Annotated in this window: 14 protein-coding genes and 1 pseudogene; 8 read left to right on the top strand and 7 right to left on the bottom strand. The window is 64.0% G+C overall.

The window, feature by feature from the left end; all coding sequences use genetic code 11:
- Nucleotides 1-71 precede the first annotated feature (71 nt).
- From ACVILI_RS28560 to gmhB, 4 genes are all read left to right on the top strand, one after another.
- A complete protein-coding gene (locus tag ACVILI_RS28560) occupies nt 72-704 on the top strand; it encodes a LysE family translocator (protein WP_038648973.1) in 633 nt (210 codons plus the stop codon).
- A 114-nt stretch (nt 705-818) separates the two neighbouring features.
- On the top strand, nt 819-2,309 hold the full coding sequence (gene rfaE1, locus ACVILI_RS28555) for a D-glycero-beta-D-manno-heptose-7-phosphate kinase (protein ID WP_019860548.1): 1,491 nt from the start codon (nt 819-821) through the stop codon (nt 2,307-2,309).
- A 7-nt stretch (nt 2,310-2,316) separates the two neighbouring features.
- Nucleotides 2,317-2,889, top strand: a complete 573-nt coding sequence (locus ACVILI_RS28550) for a D-sedoheptulose-7-phosphate isomerase (protein ID WP_019860547.1) — start codon at nt 2,317-2,319, stop codon at nt 2,887-2,889.
- Nucleotides 2,882-3,535: a D-glycero-beta-D-manno-heptose 1,7-bisphosphate 7-phosphatase gene (gmhB, locus tag ACVILI_RS28545; protein ID WP_038648970.1), complete on the top strand. Its 654-nt coding sequence runs from the start codon at nt 2,882-2,884 to the stop codon at nt 3,533-3,535. The genes ACVILI_RS28550 and gmhB overlap by 8 nt, the downstream gene beginning before the upstream one ends.
- Before the next feature lie 15 nt (nt 3,536-3,550).
- On the opposite strand, the gene ACVILI_RS28540 is transcribed toward gmhB, so the two are convergent.
- Nucleotides 3,551-4,345, bottom strand: coding sequence for a glycosyltransferase family 2 protein (locus tag ACVILI_RS28540; protein ID WP_019860545.1), 795 nt, complete (start codon nt 4,343-4,345; stop codon nt 3,551-3,553).
- A gap of 247 nt (nt 4,346-4,592) precedes the next feature.
- Nucleotides 4,593-5,073, bottom strand: a pseudogene (locus ACVILI_RS28535) (Lrp/AsnC family transcriptional regulator).
- 247 nt (nt 5,074-5,320) lie between these two features.
- On the opposite strand from ACVILI_RS28535, the gene trxB reads away from it, so the two are divergent.
- A complete protein-coding gene (gene trxB, locus ACVILI_RS28530) occupies nt 5,321-6,295 on the top strand; it encodes a thioredoxin-disulfide reductase (protein WP_019860543.1) in 975 nt (324 codons plus the stop codon).
- Nucleotides 6,296-6,384: 89 nt separating this feature from the next.
- Nucleotides 6,385-7,281 (top strand): LysR family transcriptional regulator, encoded by an 897-nt coding sequence (locus ACVILI_RS28525; RefSeq protein WP_010911008.1) that lies wholly within the window; start codon nt 6,385-6,387, stop codon nt 7,279-7,281.
- Here ACVILI_RS28525 and ACVILI_RS28520 read toward each other — a convergent pair.
- From ACVILI_RS28520 to ACVILI_RS28510, 3 genes are all read right to left on the bottom strand, one after another.
- The gene (locus ACVILI_RS28520; RefSeq protein WP_019860542.1) at nt 7,273-7,812 is read right to left on the bottom strand and encodes a methyltransferase family protein; all 540 of its coding nucleotides are present in this window, start codon (nt 7,810-7,812) and stop codon (nt 7,273-7,275) included. The genes ACVILI_RS28525 and ACVILI_RS28520 overlap by 9 nt on opposite strands.
- A 730-nt stretch (nt 7,813-8,542) precedes the next feature.
- Complete coding sequence (locus ACVILI_RS28515) at nt 8,543-10,594, bottom strand: elongation factor G (protein ID WP_019860541.1); 2,052 nt, start codon at nt 10,592-10,594, stop codon at nt 8,543-8,545.
- A gap of 203 nt (nt 10,595-10,797) precedes the next feature.
- Nucleotides 10,798-12,327, bottom strand: coding sequence for a putative bifunctional diguanylate cyclase/phosphodiesterase (locus ACVILI_RS28510; RefSeq protein WP_038648967.1), 1,530 nt, complete (start codon nt 12,325-12,327; stop codon nt 10,798-10,800).
- 247 nt (nt 12,328-12,574) lie between these two features.
- On the opposite strand from ACVILI_RS28510, the gene ACVILI_RS28505 reads away from it, so the two are divergent.
- On the top strand, nt 12,575-12,970 hold the full coding sequence (locus tag ACVILI_RS28505) for a (R)-mandelonitrile lyase (protein ID WP_019860539.1): 396 nt from the start codon (nt 12,575-12,577) through the stop codon (nt 12,968-12,970).
- Between the two features lie 26 nt (nt 12,971-12,996).
- Here the strand turns inward: ACVILI_RS28505 and ACVILI_RS28500 are convergent, their stop codons facing one another.
- Nucleotides 12,997-13,776 (bottom strand): TetR/AcrR family transcriptional regulator, encoded by a 780-nt coding sequence (locus ACVILI_RS28500; protein WP_236952264.1) that lies wholly within the window; start codon nt 13,774-13,776, stop codon nt 12,997-12,999.
- Between ACVILI_RS28500 and ACVILI_RS28495 the strand changes: the two genes are divergently transcribed.
- Nucleotides 13,775-15,292: an MFS transporter gene (locus tag ACVILI_RS28495; protein ID WP_240564810.1), complete on the top strand. Its 1,518-nt coding sequence runs from the start codon at nt 13,775-13,777 to the stop codon at nt 15,290-15,292. The two genes, ACVILI_RS28500 and ACVILI_RS28495, sit on opposite strands and share 2 nt — an antisense overlap.
- A 70-nt stretch (nt 15,293-15,362) precedes the next feature.
- Here ACVILI_RS28495 and ACVILI_RS28490 read toward each other — a convergent pair whose 3' ends face one another.
- The gene (locus ACVILI_RS28490; protein ID WP_027047279.1) at nt 15,363-16,565 is read right to left on the bottom strand and encodes a pyridoxal phosphate-dependent aminotransferase; all 1,203 of its coding nucleotides are present in this window, start codon (nt 16,563-16,565) and stop codon (nt 15,363-15,365) included.
- Nucleotides 16,566-16,599 lie beyond the last annotated feature (34 nt).

Raw genomic sequence — 16,599 nt, 5'->3', positions numbered from 1 at the left:
AAAGCAGGTGCAGGCGTCACAGTGGCGCCGCAAAGCTTCCGCTCAGTCAGCACCGATCATGAGGGACAAAAATGCCGTCGACCGAACTGCTCATCGCGTTCTTCGCCACCACGGCGATCTTCGCCTACATCCCCGGTCCGGCCATGCTTTATGCGGCGGCGCAGACGATGGCGCGCGGGCGCTGGTCGGGCCTGACGTCGGCACTTGGCATCCATCTCGGCGGTTATGTCCATGTCTTTGCCGCCGCCGCGGGCCTGTCGGTGCTGTTCCATGCCGTGCCGCCGCTCTACATGGCGGTCAAGCTGGTCGGCGCGCTTTATCTGATCTGGCTCGGTGTCTCGCTGTTTCGCAAGCGTGTTGAGGGCGACGTGGCGCTGCCCGCCATCGAGCGCAAATCGGCCCGCCGCGCCTTTTTCGAGAGCATCACCGTCGAGGTGCTCAATCCGAAAACCGCGATCTTCTTCATGGCGTTCCTGCCGCAGTTCATCGATGCCTCGGCGGCCTTGCCGGTGTGGCTGCAATTCGTGGTTCTGGGCACCATCGTCAACCTGATGTTCTCCTCGGCCGACATCGTCTGCGTGTTCCTGGCCGGCCTCGTCATCGGCCGGCTGCGGCGATCGAGCCGGGCGCAGCGGCTGATGCAGCGGGCTGGTGGGGCCGTGCTGGTCGGGCTCGGCGTCCACGTTGCCCTGCAGAAGACCTGACGCGGCGCCGCCGTTGCGCCGGTTCGAATTGCGGTATATCGGCAGGCATGAACGACCGCCAGCCGACACCCTATATGTTTCAGCGACTGTTTTTCCCCGCGCGTTGCCAGTGATATGATCAAGCACAATCCGCCTTCTCCCGAACCCTTGCATCGAGCCATTGCCCGCTTTGGCGGCGTCACCGTGCTGGTGGTCGGCGACCTTATCCTCGACCGCTTCGTCAACGGCGTCATCGAGCGGATTTCGCCGGAGGCGCCGATTCCCGTGCTGCATGGGCGCGGCGAGACCTCGGCCATGGGCGGCGCCGGCAATGTCGTGGCCAACATCGTCTCGCTTGGCGCGCGGGCCATCCCGGTTTCGGTGATCGGCACGGACACCGCCGGCGACAGCCTGGTGCGCATGCTCGGCGAGCTTGGCGCCGAGACAGCGGGACTTTCGCAGCAGCGCGGCCGCATGACCTCGTCGAAGAGCCGCTTCAGCGCGCTCAACCAGCAGGTGCTGCGCTTCGACGAGGAAGAGATCAAGCCGCTGCACGAGACAGAGCGGACAGGGCTGATCCGGCATTTCCGCGCGGCACTGACGGGGGCCGACATCGTCATCCTGTCCGATTACGGCAAGGGCATCCTGCTCGACGGCGTCGCCGCCGAACTCATCGCCATCTGCCGCCAGGCCGGCAAGCCGGTGCTGGTCGATCCCAAGGGCCGCGACTATGCGCGCTATGCCGGCGCGACCGCCATCACCCCCAACCGCAAGGAGCTTGGCGAGGCCGTCGGCCATGCGGTGTTCGCCGATGACGAGATCGTGGCTGCGGCGCGCGAACTGATTTCGGCGCATGGTTTCGACTTCGTCGTCGCCACGCGCAGCGAAAAGGGCATGAGCGTGGTGGGCCCGGACGAGGCGCGCCATATCGCTACCCAGGCGCGCGAAGTGTTCGATGTCTCGGGCGCCGGCGATACGGTGATCGCGACGTTCGCGCTGGCGCTTGCATCGGGGGCTGATCCGGTCGCGGCGGCCTCGATCGCCAATGCAGCCGGCGGCGTCGTGGTGGGAAAGCGCGGCACCGCGCGGCTGACGGTCGAGGAGCTTACGGGCGCGCTGTTTCGCTCGCACGGACCGACCGCCCACAAGGATGCCATCCTCGATGCCTCGTCGGCCGCGCGCATGGTGGCGGCCTGGAAGGAAGAGGGCCTGAGCGTCGGCTTCACCAATGGCTGCTTCGATATTCTGCATGCCGGCCATGTCAGCCTGCTGCACGCGGCGCGCAGCCAGTGCGACCGGCTGGTGCTCGGCCTCAACAGCGATGCTTCGGTGCGGCGGCTGAAAGGGCAGGGCCGCCCGGTCAACGACCAGCATGACCGCGCCTGCGTGCTTGCCGCCCTTGCCTCGGTCGATGCCGTCGTTGTCTTCGAGGAGGACACGCCGCTGGCGCTGATCGAGGCGCTGCTGCCCGACATCCTGGTCAAGGGCGCGGATTATACGATCGACACCGTGGTCGGCGCCGATGTGGTGCAAAAGGCCGGCGGGCGCGTCGTGCTGGTCGATCTCGTCGCCGGCAAGAGCACCACCGGCACCATCGGCAAATTGCGCGCCGGCTCTACAAGCTGAGGTTTTGATGTCTGAACTGAACGACTATCTGGCCCGCTCGGCGGCCGCGATCACGGCGATGGTCGAGCGTGACCTGACCGGCGAGATGGAGCGGGCGGCGAACGCCGTGGTGACGGCGCTCTCGTCGGGCAAGGCCTTGTTGATCGCCGGCAATGGCGGTTCGGCGAGCGACGCCATCCACATCGCCGGCGAACTGGTCGGCCGCTTCCTCAAGGAGCGCAAGGCCTACAATGTCATCGCGCTGCCGGCCAATGCAGCGGTGCTGACGGCCTGGGGCAATGATTACGGCTTCGACACGGTGTTCTCGCGCCAGGTCGAGGCGCATGGCGCGGCCGGAGGCGTGCTTCTGGCGATCTCGACCAGCGGCAATTCGCCGAGCATCCTGGCCGCCGCCGAACAGGCGCGGATGATGGACATGACGGTGATCGGCCTGACCGGCGACACCGGCGGCAAGCTCAAGCCGCTGTGCGACATCCTGCTCAACGTGCCCTCGACCTCGACGCCGGTCATCCAGCAAGGGCATCTGTGCCTCTACCATCATCTCTGCGAAGTGGTCGAAGCGCGTCTCAGCAATGGCTGACAGGACGGCCACGCCACATCCGCTGACCGAGCCGGGCGTGTGGATCGAGCGGATTGGAGACCGGGTTTTCCCGCCGCATCTGCCGGCGCTGTTCCTCGACCGCGACGGCACCATCAACGTCGATACCGACTATCCCAGCGACCCGGCCGAGATCGAGCTCAGGCCGCAGATGCTGCCGGCGATCGCGGCCGCCAACCGGGCGGGAATCCCGGTTGTCATGGTCACCAACCAATCCGGCATTGCGCGCGGCTATTTCGGCTGGAGCGTCTTTGCGGCGGTGAATGGCCGCGTGCTCGACCTGTTGCGCGATCAGGGCATGTTCGTCGACATGGTGCTTGCCTGCGCCTACCACGAGGCCGGTGTCGGACCACTTGCCATTCCCGATCATCCGATGCGCAAGCCCAATCCGGGCATGCTGGTCGAGGCGGGCAAACGCCTTGCTCTCGATCTCCAGCGCTCGCTGATCGTCGGCGACAAGCCAGCCGACATGCAGGCGGGAGAGCGCGCCGGTCTGGCACGGGGCTGGCTGGTCGACGGCGAGGCGGCGGTCCAGCCCGGCTTCGCCATCAGGCCCTTGCGGGACAGCAGCGACCTCGGTGACCTGCTCGCAGCCATTGAAACGCAAGGCCGGGACAACAGGTCCTGATCCAGGCCTGACTGCTCACACGGGATCGTTGCGTTCCGAGGCTTCGTAGAGCTTTGCCTCCGTGGCGAAGGAATAGATCATCACCGACATCGAGTAGACGAAGCCATGCCGGCCGCACAGGAAATAGCGCTTGGCCAGGTAGAATTTCAGGAAGTTGCCGAACGGCGACAGCACCAGCCGCACCAGGCCGGGCTTCTTGCCCTTCTCGACCAGCGTGACGGCCTTGAGGCTGGAATAGGCGTTGGCCCGGGCAAGATCCTCCTCGACCGATATTTCACGGCGATGCAGCAGGACACCCTCTTCGATCGTGCCGGTCTCGCCGGGCACCTGGAAGGCTTCGTGCACCCGCGCGGTGAGATCGATGGTGGCGCCTTCCCGGCGGAAAAGCCGCATCAGCCTGTTGTGCAGCACCCAGCGGTGCGCATAGCCGTAGCCCTTCAGCCAATCGCGGCGGCGGATGTACCAGCCGCGGATCTTGTCGTCGGCGGCCTGAGTGATGGCCACGATCGACTGCCGCAACTGGTCGTCGACGCGCTCGTCCGGGTCGATCGAAAGGCACCAGGGCTGGGTCGCGTGGTCGAGCGAGAATTGCCGCTGACGGGGAAAACCCGGCCAGTCATTGTGCAAGAGCCTTATCGGGTAGCCCTTGGCGATATAGCTTTTCACGCATTCAATCGTGCCATCCGTCGAACCGGAATCGACGATGATGATCTCGGCGCAGAAGTCGATGCTTTCCAGGCACGGGCCGATCATATCGGCCTCGTTCACACAGATGATAAGCGCCGAGACCGGGCTTGCAAATCGAGTCATGGTCCCCTTCCCATGGCGGGCCGCCCCCAGAGCAACGCTGCTTTCGCCATCTGTACCCAAGCAAATCCGCGCGGAAAACCGTTACACACTTTTCCTGGAATCGTTTGAGAAACCAATCAAGCGGTCAGTCAAGCGACGAAGTCCGGCAGAGCCGTCCAGCCTTGTACATCAGCGTCTGTCGAATACCAACGCGGTGTCGATGTGGCGAAGGCCAGGAATTCACCGGCGCGCAGGCGTTCGTCAGACCTCAGGGACGCTCGAAGGAAACCAGGGCCTTCATCCTTGACCCTGCGGATGGTGAGCGCGGTCCGCACCGTGTCGACATTAGGGGTCGAGGTCAGCTCCTCGATGACGAAGGTCTGGAAGGCGCCGAGGTCGCTTGCCACGCAGTGCAGCAGGAAATCGGATTCGCCCGAGACCATCCAGGCATCGCGCACGATCGGCCAGCCGCGCGTGCGCTCGGCGAAGGTGCGCAGTTCGGCATCGGCCTGGTGATGCAGGCCGACCAGGCAGAAGGCGACGACATCGAGGCCAAGCGCCGGGGCATTGAGCAGCGCGCGGTAGCCGCGGATGATGCCGGCCTCCTCCAGCCGCTTTACCCTGCGCAGACAGGGTGGGGCCGAAATGCCGACGCGGTTCGACAGCTCGACATTGGTCATGCGCCCATCCGCCTGCAACTCGCGCAGGATCTTCCAGTCGATGGCGTCGAGGTCGGCTTTCAGGGGCATGGCGGTCTCAGCTCGGCGCAAGAATCTTTCGCGATTTTGTAATTAAACGACTTTTGTGTTGGCGCCAGCCCTCATCAACGCGATTTTTGAACGGTAACGAAAGCGGCAATGACGCGAATAACCGCTTGGGCCGAAGCTTTCCGGGGACGACGGCCCGTTCGTCTTGCTGGCGTGGTTGGCAACCCTTACATTAAGCGCGAATTCCAAGTCTTTTCCCACGGCACTGTCTGCCCCGCAGAGGTTTTAGATGACCACCAAGCACGCGCCCGTTCTCATCATCGGTTCCGGCCCCGCCGGCTATACTGCGGCGGTCTACGCCGCTCGCGCCATGCTGAAGCCGATGCTGGTTGCCGGCCTGCAGCAGGGCGGCCAGCTGATGATCACCACCGATGTCGAAAACTATCCCGGCTTCGCCGATCCCATCCAGGGACCGTGGCTGATGGAACAGATGCTGAAGCAGGCCGAGCATGTCGGCACCGACATCATTAACGACATCATCACCGAGGTCGACCTCAACGTGCGGCCGTTCCGCGCCAAGGGCGATTCCGGCACAACCTACACCGCCGACGCGCTGATCATCGCCACCGGCGCGCAGGCCAAGTGGCTGGGCATTCCGACCGAGCAGGATTTCATGGGCTTCGGTGTCTCGGCCTGCGCCACCTGTGACGGCTTCTTCTATCGCGGCAAGGATGTCGCGGTGGTGGGCGGCGGCAATTCGGCGGTGGAGGAGGCGCTCTATCTGTCGAACCTCGCCAAGAGCGTCACGGTCATCCATCGGCGCAGCGACTTCCGCGCCGAGCGCATCCTGCGTGAGCGGCTGCTGCAGAAGGACAATGTCCGCGTCATCTGGGACACCGTGGTCGACGAGATCACGGGCCGCCCCGGCAAGGCGCCGCTGCCGCCGTCGGTTGAAGGGCTGAAGCTCAAGCATGCGGTGACCGGTGCCGAAAGCCACCTCAAGGTCGACGGCGTGTTCGTGGCGATCGGCCATGCGCCGGCGGTCGAGCTGTTCGTGGGCAAGCTGAAGCAGAAGCCGAACGGTTACTTGTGGACGGCGCCGAATTCGACCCGCACCGACGTGCCTGGCGTGTTCGCGGCCGGCGACGTGACCGACGATGTCTACCGCCAGGCGGTGACGGCGGCGGGGCTCGGCTGCATGGCGGCACTCGAAGCGGAAAAGTATCTGGCCGGCATCGAGGTGCATCGCGAAGCAGCCGAATAGCGGCCGCTCTGAACTGTTAAAAAAACGGCTTAGAAACGCCGTGTAAAAGCCTGATTTTTCATTCAGACGCCAACAGAACGAGGGGAATCATGGCGTTGGACTGGGACAAGCTACGCGTGTTTCACGCTGCGGCGGAAGCGGGGTCGTTTACGCACGCGGCCGAGACATTGCACCTGTCGCAATCGGCGATCTCGCGGCAGGTCAGTGCGCTCGAGCACGATGTCGGCGTGCCGCTGTTCAACCGCCATGCGCGCGGCCTGGTGCTGACCGAACAGGGCGAGATGCTGTTCCGCACGGCGCATGACGTGCTGATGAAGCTCGAGACCATCAAATCGCGCCTGACCGAGACCAAGGACCGGCCCTCCGGCGTGCTTCGCGTGACGACGACCGTTGGCCTCGGCGCCGGCTGGCTGACCGAACGGGTGCAGGAGTTCATCGAGCTTTATCCGGAAATCAGCCTGCAGCTGATCCTCGCCAATGAGGAACTCGACCTCACCATGCGTCAGGCCGATTGCGCCATCCGGCTGCGCCAGCCACAGCAGCCGGACCTGATCCAGCGCCGCCTGTTCACCGTGCATTTCCATCTCTATGCGGCCCCTTCCTATGTCGCCAAGCATGGCAAGCCGGCCTCGGTCTCGGAGCTGAGAAATCATCGCATCGTCACCTTCGGCCTGCCGGTGCCGTCGCATCTGTCGGAGTTGAACTGGCTGGAGACGGTCGGCGATTTCGAGGGCGGCCAGCGCGTGCCGTCGCTGCAGATCAACGACATCTTGTCGATCAAGCGCGCCGTGCAGGGTGGCGCCGGCATCGCCATGCTGCCCGACTATGTCATCAACAAGGACTCCGGCCTGGTGCAGCTTTTGCCGGAAACCGAGGTGCCGTCCTTCGACACCTATTTCGCCTATCCCGACGCGATGAAGAACCAGGCCAAGCTGCACGTGTTCCGCGACTTCATTATCGCGAAAGCGCGCAGTTGGTCATTCTAGCCCTAGCGGACGATCGGCGGCACTGGTGATCTGTTCGCCCCGCCAGGGCGTCAGGCGCGGCAGCCAGCCGGGGACGTTGCGGCGGTAGGTTTCATAGTCGGCGCCGTAGCGGCGGGCGAGCGTAGGCTCCTCGTAGAATTTGACGAAGGAGCCCATGACAACAGCGCCGATGACGGCATAGGCGACAAGCGTCCAGCTCGAGAACAGCAGCGCCTGGCCGAGGATGATCGACAGCACGGCGACATACATGGGATTGCGGACATGGCGGTAGATGCCGCCGATCACGAGCTTCTCTGTCGGCGCGACCGGGGCCGGCGTGCCCAGCCCCTCGAGCGCGAAACGGGCGAAAGCATGCAGCAGAACGGCGGCAGCAGCGGCGATGAGGACGCCGCCGGCAGGAACAAAGCCCGGCACGGTGGACCACGGCAAGCGATAATGATCGCTGAGCAGCCAGGGAACCAGCCCGGCGACCACGCCGGGTGCCACGATGAAGAAGGCCATGCTGCCGGCAATCGCCGAAAACGTCCGCATTGGCTGCTTTCTCTCCGATTGCCTCAGAAATGAACGTCTGCTGCCTGCTTCGACATCATTGCGTAGTTTTGGTGGCTTGGGGCGAAAACCGGCCGCGATTCACGCTTCTGTAGTGACGATTGCGTGGTTGAGCGCCCCATTTTTGAAGATTCTGCTGGTCCTATTGGCTTCTGGAGTGGGTTGGACCACAGCCTATGTCTTTTTGCATGCGTGTGTTGCAAAATAGATGCTTGTTTCTTGGGCATGTTGAGCACATATATAGATCATCTCCTGGGCGCGTTCTCCTCCCATTAGCGCCCTCGAGTGTTCCCCTCTGGAGGTTAGCCTTAACAGGCACTTCCAATCAAACTCAGCCGGATCTTCATTGATCCGGCTTTTTTGTTGCCCGGACCCTGCCGGGATGGCTGAGAATTTCACGAGAGTTGCCGCGTAACAGTGTCATGTAACCTCTGGTAACATGACAACGATGGCTTCTGCTGCTATGAAGGGCGCAGGACGCGGTGTGGTTCGAACGGGAGATGGGGGCATCACTCGTACGGCCCGGGCTCAGGCGGCTACCGCGTCCCAACCCCTTTCCGCCGAAAGCGGCGACTGTACATGCGGCGGACCTGCCGTTTCCCCTCCCAAGAAAACGGTCCGCAAACAAAACGGCGTCCGGCTTCCCGGGCGTCGTTTTTGGTTTTTGTCCCCTCGAACAAGGGTTCGAGGGGATGGTGCGTCAAGATCAGGATCAGGCTGCCTTGCCGTTGGTATTCATCGCTTCGTCGGCGAGACGGCCGGTGAGTTCGGCCATATGGTCGAAGACGGCGCGATAGCTGGCGACGCCCGCGGTCGCCGAGCGCAGTTCGATGATCAGGTCGCCGATCTCGGCCTGCGGCATGGTCGCCTCGACGACATCCCATCCCGGCCACCCCGGCCGCGCATCATAGCCGAGGATCTGCCCGCGCCGCTGCGGGATCAGCGCGATGATCTTCGACGTCGCGTCGGACGGCGTGACGATCTCGACCTTCATCACCGGCTCCAGCAGCACCGGCGAGCAGGCGGCCATGCCTTCCTTCATCGCGAGCTTGGCCGCCATCTGGAAGGCCATGTCGGAAGAATCGACCGCATGGTAGGAGCCGTCCGACAGGTTGACGGCGACGTCGACGACGGGGAAGCCGAGCGGGCCGTTCTTCAGGTAATCGCGTATGCCTGTCTCGACCGACTGGATGTAGGTCTTCGGCACGACGCCGCCGGTGATGGTGTCGGTGAACTGGAAGCCGGAGCCGCGCGGCAGCGGCTTGATCTCGATCACCACATCGCCGAACTGGCCATGGCCGCCCGACTGCTTCTTGTGGCGGCCACGCTGCTGCGCCGATTTGCGGATCGTCTCGCGATAGGGCACCGCCGGCGCGTGGCCTTCGACCGGGATCTGGTTCTTGCCCTCCAGCCGCTCGCGCACGACGCGCAGATGCATTTCGCCGTGGCCTGACAGCACCGTCTCTGCCGAGTCCTGGTTGTGGCGCAGGCTGAGCGAGGGATCTTCCTCGGCCAGCCGCTGGATGGCGGCCGACATCTTAACCTCGTCCTTGCGTTCCTTCGGCCGCAGCGCGAAGGCGAAGACAGGCTGCGGCGGCTCGAACGTAAACAGCTGCTTGGTGCCGCCCTTGGCCGAGGTCAGCGTCTGGCCGGTCTTGACCTCGTCCAGCTTGCCCAGCGCCACCGTGTCACCGGCCTTGGCGGCGGCGAGCTTGAACTGGTCCTTGCCGAGCATCTTGTAGATGCCGGAAACCTTGGCGGTGTCGCCGCCGGGCAGCCACAGCTCGGAGCCATCGGCGACCTGGCCGGACAGGATGCGCGACACCGACAGCTTGCCGCCATGCGGCGTGTGGATGGTCTTCATCACCTGGACCACGGTGGCGCCGCCGTCCGAGGCACCAAGCCGCTTGCGGGTCGCCTCGATGTCGGGCGCGTCGTGGCGGATCGCCTTCAAGAGGCGCAGCACGCCGTTGCCCCTCTCGGCGGTGCCGATCAGCACCGGCGTCACCACGCCTTCGCGCAGGTCAGCGGCGAGATCATCGAAGATCGCGTCCTTCGGCGGCTCGATCTCCTCGAGCAACTGTTCCATCAACTGGTCGTCATGGTCGGCCAGGGTTTCCAGCATCGAGAAGCGCGCTTCCAGTTCCCGCGCCTTATCGTCGCCCGGTATCTGAGCCACTTCGCTTTCGGCATATTCGCGGTAGATGTAGGCACGCTCCAGCGCCAGGTCGATCGAGCCGATGACGACGCCGTCCTTGCGCAGCGGAATCTGGCGCAGCAGGAGCGGCACCGAGCTTGCCGGTTGCAGCATCTTCAGCGTGTCGCGCACGCCTGATATCGCCTTGTCGACCTTGTTGAGGAAGAGGATGCGCGGCACGCCGAGATCGTCGAGCTTGCGCATGATGAGCTGCAGGGCAGGAATCTTCTTTTCGTCCGCCTCGGCCACGACCACCGCGAGGTCGCAGGCGGCCAGCACCGGCTCGGCCTCGAAGGAGAATTCGATCGAGCCGGGACAATCGACGAAGGTGATCTGCTCGCCCATGAATTCGGTGGTTGCGATCGTCGCCTCGACGCTCATGGCGTGGGCGCGCGCCTCCGGCGAATGATCCGAGACGGTGCTGCCTGATGAGACGGGATTTTGTCGGGGGATGGCGCCCGTACGGGCTAATATGGCTTCGAGAAGTGTCGTCTTACCGCTTGCAAAGGGACCGACTATGGCAATGCATTTCGGTCCCGTGCGTCGTCCTCCGGCGCGAGTACCCATGGCTGACCTCCACTCAGGCGTTTCCCTAGGGACCGACTGGCATGCATGGTTCAGGCGTGGTCAATCGGTCCTGAGCGGCGGCCGGCCTGTTCGACCGTCGCGGGCGGGGTTCTTTTCCTGTTGCCACCTGCCCTGAAGCATCGTCCCACTTGTTTGCCGGCAGGGCAAGGGAAATAGAAATCCGCTGCCGTGCGGTGGGGGTCTCAGGCGCTCAGCGCCAAGGGTTCGGCATCGATGGCGCGCAAGGGCGCCACCTTGTCGCGGGGCGCCGGCCTGCCGAAGAAGTAGCCCTGGAAACGGTTGCAGCCGGCGGCCTTGGCCAGCGCGAACTCTTCCTGCGTCTCGACACCTTCCGCCACGATGGTGACGTCCTGGATGCGCGCGATCTGCGCCAGCGCCGAAACGAAGATCTGCGCCACTTGGTCATGGGCAAGGCTGTGTATGTAGGAGCGGTCGATCTTGATGCTATCGATGGGCAGGGTTTTCAGATAGTTGAAGCCGCAATGGCCGGTGCCGAAATCGTCGAGCGCAATGTGGAAGCCGAGGCCGCGCAACACTTCGAGGCGCCGCAGGATTTCGGGCGTGGCGGCGGTCGCCACGGTCTCGGTGATCTCGATGATGAACTGCGTCGCCGAGCAACCGGTTTCCTTCAGCACGCGGTCGCACATGGTGACGATCTCGTCGCGCTTCAGTTGCTCGCCCGAAACATTGATGGAGATGCGGCGCCCGGGGAAATGGCCGACATCGGTGCAAGCCCGCTTAAACACCCATTCGCCGAGCATGTCGATCAGGGTCGAGCGTTCGGCGATGGGGATGAACTCGGCCGGCGAGATCAGCCCGCGAACCGGATGACGCCAGCGGATCAGCCCTTCGAGAGCATAAGCGGACCCGTCCGGATTGACGATCGGCTGGTAGTGCAGTTCGAGTTCGCCCAGATAGACCGCCGCGCGCAACTCCCGCTCGACCAGGCGCCGGTAGCGCTTGTCGGACAGCATCTCCTCATCGAATACGGTGACGCGGCCACGGCCGGCCGCCTTGCTTTCGTAGAGCGCCAGGTCGGCAACCAGCATCAGTTCCGCCGTGTTGGAGGCATGAGCCGGCGCCAGTGCCACGCCGACCGAGATGGAGAGCGGAATGGTCTTGCCTTCATGCGATTTGCCGGCCCGCATCGTATCGAGCAATTGCCTGATGTCCTTGTTGATGGCGGCGAGGTCGCCATGCGGAATGATGACGCCGAATTCGTCGCCGCCCAACCGTCCGACCATGCCACCGGCAAAGACGCGTTCCGACGTCTTGACCAGGTGCACCAGGGCCAGGTCACCGAACTGGTGCCCGAACGTGTCGTTGAGCTGCTTGAAATGATCGACATCGATCAACAGCAAAGTCGCCTCGCGCCGGTCGCGCATGGTGCCCAAGCTATCGCGCAGCGCTTCGAGAAAGTAGCGCCTGGTCATCGCCCCGGTCATGGCGTCCCTGGTCAGGAAATGATGTTTTTCTGCTTCCGCCGCTTCCGCCGAGCGCAAGCGATGGACGACGCTGCTGCGCATGTACATCAGTGCCAGCAAGGCAAGGCCGGTGGCCAGGCTCGAGACGGCGAAGGCGCCGCCCGAGGGCAGGTTGCGCGAGATGTCGAAAGCGCCGAATGCGGCGGCGCCGATGCTCAGCAAAAGCAGGGCCTGGATGCCGCGATAGATCCGGCCGCTATGGTCCTTGATCGTCGCCAGTATGCTCATCCGACGGCCCCCGCAATGCAGGCTCACGGCTAGTGGCGAGCCGTTAAGAAGACATTGAATTCGCCGTTGCTTCGCCCCGTGCCGTCATGCGCGAAAGGTTCATGGTTAAGGAGAGAAAACCGCTTCTTCCTCCAGACAGCCGAAACGGCCGGTTGCGCCTCGGGCGATATCGGCGGACAATGCTTTTGCCTCGACGAGCAGCGGCGTTTACCGCCGGTCGCTTCACCACCAGTTTCAGGATCAGACGATGAAGATCATTGCTTGCGGCAGCGTGCCGACCATCATAGCGCCGGAGAAATACTTCACCGGCCGGGTTCTGCAGACGCCGATCATCGAGGCGGAGGCGCCGGCGCGGCTGAGAGCGACACTGGTCAGCTTCGAACCGGGCGCGCGCACCCACTGGCACACACATCCGCTCGGCCAGACGCTTTATGTCACCTCGGGCGCCGGGCTTGCCCAGACATGGGGCGGCCCGGTCCAGGAGATCAGGGCAGGCGACGTGATCTGGTTCGCGCCCGGTGAGAAGCACTGGCATGGTGCCGGGCCGAAGACGGCGATGGCGCATATTGCCATGCAGGAAGCGCTCGACGGCGTCCATGCCGACTGGCTGGAGGCGGTTTCCGGCGAGCAATATGGCAGCTAAGACCTGACCAGCTGCGGACGGCGGGCCTATTTGGGTCGCACCATGCTCAGGAACAGCGCGGAAAGGTTTGCCGCGAGTTCGCTGCCGTCGCGCACGCCACCTTCGATGGCGTGATCGACTGCGCCGTGCAGCCCGTTGAACAGGACGATCGCGGCGAGGTCCTGGTCGTCGACGGACCAGGCGCCGGCTTTCGTGCCGGCCGCCAGCAGGTCAGAGAGATCGCCGAGCAGCGGGTTGTCGCCTTTCATCTGCCGCTGGTCGGGGCGATGGTCGTGGAAGACGACGTCGTGCAGCCGATGGTCATCGAGATAGGCCTCGATGCCGGCGCTGACGAAGCTCTTCAGGCGCCCGGTCCAGTCATCAGTCGGGCAGGCCTCCATGGCGCTCAGGATGCGGGCGCGAAACCCCGCCACGAACCGCTCGCGCAGGGCGGCAACGACATCCTCCTTGGAGGCGAAGTAGAGATAGAAGGTGCCTTTGGCGACTTCGGCCCTGGTGGCGATCTCGTCGATCGTCGTGGTGCCGACGCCCTTGGCAACGAACAGCGACGTGGCGGCCCGCAAGATATCGTCACGGCGCACCTCGGCTGGCTTGGTGCGTGGTTTCAGTGCCTTCCTGGCAATGACAGGCATAGGGTTCGGCTCACCGTTCGGGTCTTTCCGCAGCACTGGCTTATCGATTTTCATTAACCTGCTTCTAACGGCATAGACAAGCTTTTTATAATGATTCCAAAGTGACTTATCCATATTGACTGACCGTCGGTCAGTGGCATAGATGGCTTCATGTTTCATGTTGGGATAGACCATGCCGAAGAACCGCCTGCCGCTCGTCGCCGCCGTCTATCTCGGCACGTTTGTGGCCTTGCTTGACGTCAGCATCGTCAATGTCGCGCTGCCGACCATCCAGCAGGCGCTGCACACCGATTTCGGCGGCATGCAATGGGTGGTCGATTCCTACACGCTGTGCCTGTCGGCCTTCATGCTGTCGTCGGGGCTGATCGGTGACCGCTATGGCCGCAAGCGCTCATGGCTGGCCGGCGTCGGCATCTTCGTTGCCGGTTCGCTGATCTGTGCCGTCGCGCCCAATTTGCCGGCGCTGCTCGCCGGCCGCGTGGTGCAAGGCATTGCCGGCTCGCTGCTTATTCCTGGCGCGCTGTCGATCCTGACGCAGGCTTTTTCCGATCCACGCGAGCGGGCCGGCGTCATCGGCGGCTGGGCCGCGTTCGCCGCCGTTTCTCTGGTCGTCGGCCCGGTGCTGGGCGGCATTCTGGTGCAGACAGTCGGCTGGCAGAGCATCTTCCTGATCAATCTGCCGCTCGGCCTTTTCACCATCACGCTGGGCGCCGTGTCGATCGAGGAGACGGCGCATCCCGAACATGCCCATCTCGACCTTGTCGGCTTGGCGCTCTCGATCCTGTGGCTCGGCGCGCTGACCTTCGGCCTGATCTCTGGCGGCGAGAACGGCTGGGGCGATGCTTGGACCATCACGGCCATCATTGCCGGTGTCGTTGGCCTGGCGGCCTTCCTTGGCTTCGAGGCGCGCACGCCACGGCCCATGCTGCCGCTCGGCCTGTTCCGCGACGTGCGCTTTGCCGTCGCCAACGTCGCCTCGTTCGCACTCGGCTTCACCTCCTACAGCTGCGTCTTCTTCTTCTCGATGTTCCTGCAGCAGGTGCAGGGCTGGTCGCCGACGCAGACCGGCCTGCGCATGGCGCCGGCCTTCCTTGTCCAGATTGTCGTGTCACCCTGGATCGGCCGGCTGAGCGGCCGCTATGGGCATTCGCTCTTGATGACGGCGGGCTATGTGCTGATCGGGCTTTCTATGCTCGGCATGTGCTGGGCCGGGCCGTCGACGCCATACGCGTTGCTCTGCGCCCTGTTCATCATCAACGGTCTCGGCAATTCGCTGGCGATCCCGACCGGCAGTGCCGCCGCCATGTCCTACGCGCCACGCGAGCGCTCCGGAATGGTGTCGGCCGTCATCAACGCCACCCGCCAGAGCGGGCTGGCCATCGGCATCGCGCTGCTTGGCGCCTTGATGAGCATGCGGGCGACGAGCCTGTTGACCGGATATCTCCGCGATGCCGGTGTCGGCAATGCCGAAGCGGTGGCTCGTGCCGCCATATCACGGCATGATTTCGCAACCGACGCGGCAATCGGCGCGGGTGGCGTGCATCGGCTGTTCGCCACCGCCTATGCCGGCGGCTTCCACGCCGCGATGCTGACGGCGGCGATTGCCGCCTTCCTCACCGCCGCTCTGCTGATCATGGTCCTAGCGCCGGCCGAGGCGCGTTCGGCCAGGCAAGCAAAGCAACAGGCGTAAGCAGCCTCGCCTCCCAACAAAAACCCAGCGATGATGGCGCCGGGTTTCTTTTGTCGCCAGATCGATCCGATCAGGTCAGCGATGCCGTGAAGCGCTGGATGCGCGTGCAGGCTTCCTCCAGCAGCGACTCCGAGGTCGCATAGGAGATGCGGAAGTTGGGGCCGAGGCCGAAGGCCGAGCCGAACACCACCGCAACACCTTCCGCCTCGAGCAGTTCCGAACAGAAGGCCTCGTCGGTGTCGATCACCTTGCCGGCCTTGGTCTTCTTGCCGATCAGCTGGGCACAGGACGGATAGACATAGAAGGCGCCTTCCGGCGACGGGCACGTGATGCCGCGGGCCTGGTTGAGCATCGAGACGACGAGGTCGCGCCGCCCCTGGAAGATCGCCTTGTTCTTCGCGATGAAGTCCTGTGGGCCGTTGAGCGCCTCGACGGAAGCCCATTGGGCGATGGTGCAGGCGCCCGAGGTCTGCTGGCCCTGGATCATGTCCATCGCCTTGATCAGCTGGACCGGACCGGCTGCATAGCCGATGCGCCAGCCGGTCATGGCATAGGCTTTCGACACGCCGTTCATGGTCAGCGTGCGCTCATAGAGCTTCGGCTCGACTTCGGCGATGGTCTTGAAGACGAAGTCGCCATAGGTCAGGTGCTCGTACATGTCGTCGGTCAGCGTCCAGACATGCGGATGCTTCAACAGCACGTCGGCCAGCGCGCGCAGTTCGGCTTGCGTGTAGGCCGCGCCCGACGGGTTGGACGGCGAGTTCATCAGCAGCCATTTGGTCTTCGGCGTGATCGCCTTCTCCAGCACTTCGGCCGTCAGCTTGAAGCCATTGTCGATCGAGGTGTCGGCGAACACCGACGTGCCGCCGCAGATCGCCACCATTTCGGGGTAGCTGACCCAGTAGGGGCGGGGGATGATGACCTCGTCGCCGGGGTTCAGCGTCGCCATGAAGGCGTTGAACAGGATCTGCTTGCCGCCGGTGCCGACAATGGTCTGCTCGGGCTTGTAGTCGAGATTGTTCTCGCGCTTGAATTTTTTTGCGATCGCCTCGCGCAGCGGCACAATGCCCGAAACCGGCGGGTACTTGGTTTCGCCACGGCGGATGGCTTCGATCGCCGCATTCTTGATGTTGTCGGGCGTGTCGAAATCCGGTTCGCCGGCGCCGAGGCCGATAATGTCACGGCCGGCATTTTTCAGCTCGCGCGCTTTCTGCGTCACCGCGATGGTGGCGGAAGGCTTTACGCGGGAAAGGGTGTCGGCAAGAAAGGCCATGACCAGATATCTCTCCTTGGGAAGATCGGCGCGG

This window comes from Mesorhizobium sp. USDA 4775 (assembly GCF_054062655.1).
This window is presented reverse-complemented; position numbering and strand designations above follow the sequence as displayed.

Coding starts and splice junctions, on each gene's coding strand:
- ACVILI_RS28560 (WP_038648973.1), top strand. CDS start 72: ATGCCGTCGACCGAACTGCTCATCGCGTTCTTCGCCACCACGGCGATC.
- rfaE1 (WP_019860548.1), top strand. CDS start 819: ATGATCAAGCACAATCCGCCTTCTCCCGAACCCTTGCATCGAGCCATT.
- ACVILI_RS28550 (WP_019860547.1), top strand. CDS start 2,317: ATGTCTGAACTGAACGACTATCTGGCCCGCTCGGCGGCCGCGATCACG.
- gmhB (WP_038648970.1), top strand. CDS start 2,882: ATGGCTGACAGGACGGCCACGCCACATCCGCTGACCGAGCCGGGCGTG.
- ACVILI_RS28540 (WP_019860545.1), bottom strand. CDS start 4,345: ATGACTCGATTTGCAAGCCCGGTCTCGGCGCTTATCATCTGTGTGAAC.
- trxB (WP_019860543.1), top strand. CDS start 5,321: ATGACCACCAAGCACGCGCCCGTTCTCATCATCGGTTCCGGCCCCGCC.
- ACVILI_RS28525 (WP_010911008.1), top strand. CDS start 6,385: ATGGCGTTGGACTGGGACAAGCTACGCGTGTTTCACGCTGCGGCGGAA.
- ACVILI_RS28520 (WP_019860542.1), bottom strand. CDS start 7,812: ATGCGGACGTTTTCGGCGATTGCCGGCAGCATGGCCTTCTTCATCGTG.
- ACVILI_RS28515 (WP_019860541.1), bottom strand. CDS start 10,594: ATGGGTACTCGCGCCGGAGGACGACGCACGGGACCGAAATGCATTGCC.
- ACVILI_RS28510 (WP_038648967.1), bottom strand. CDS start 12,327: ATGAGCATACTGGCGACGATCAAGGACCATAGCGGCCGGATCTATCGC.
- ACVILI_RS28505 (WP_019860539.1), top strand. CDS start 12,575: ATGAAGATCATTGCTTGCGGCAGCGTGCCGACCATCATAGCGCCGGAG.
- ACVILI_RS28495 (WP_240564810.1), top strand. CDS start 13,775: ATGCCGAAGAACCGCCTGCCGCTCGTCGCCGCCGTCTATCTCGGCACG.
- ACVILI_RS28500 (WP_236952264.1), bottom strand. CDS start 13,776: ATGGTCTATCCCAACATGAAACATGAAGCCATCTATGCCACTGACCGA.
- ACVILI_RS28490 (WP_027047279.1), bottom strand. CDS start 16,565: ATGGCCTTTCTTGCCGACACCCTTTCCCGCGTAAAGCCTTCCGCCACC.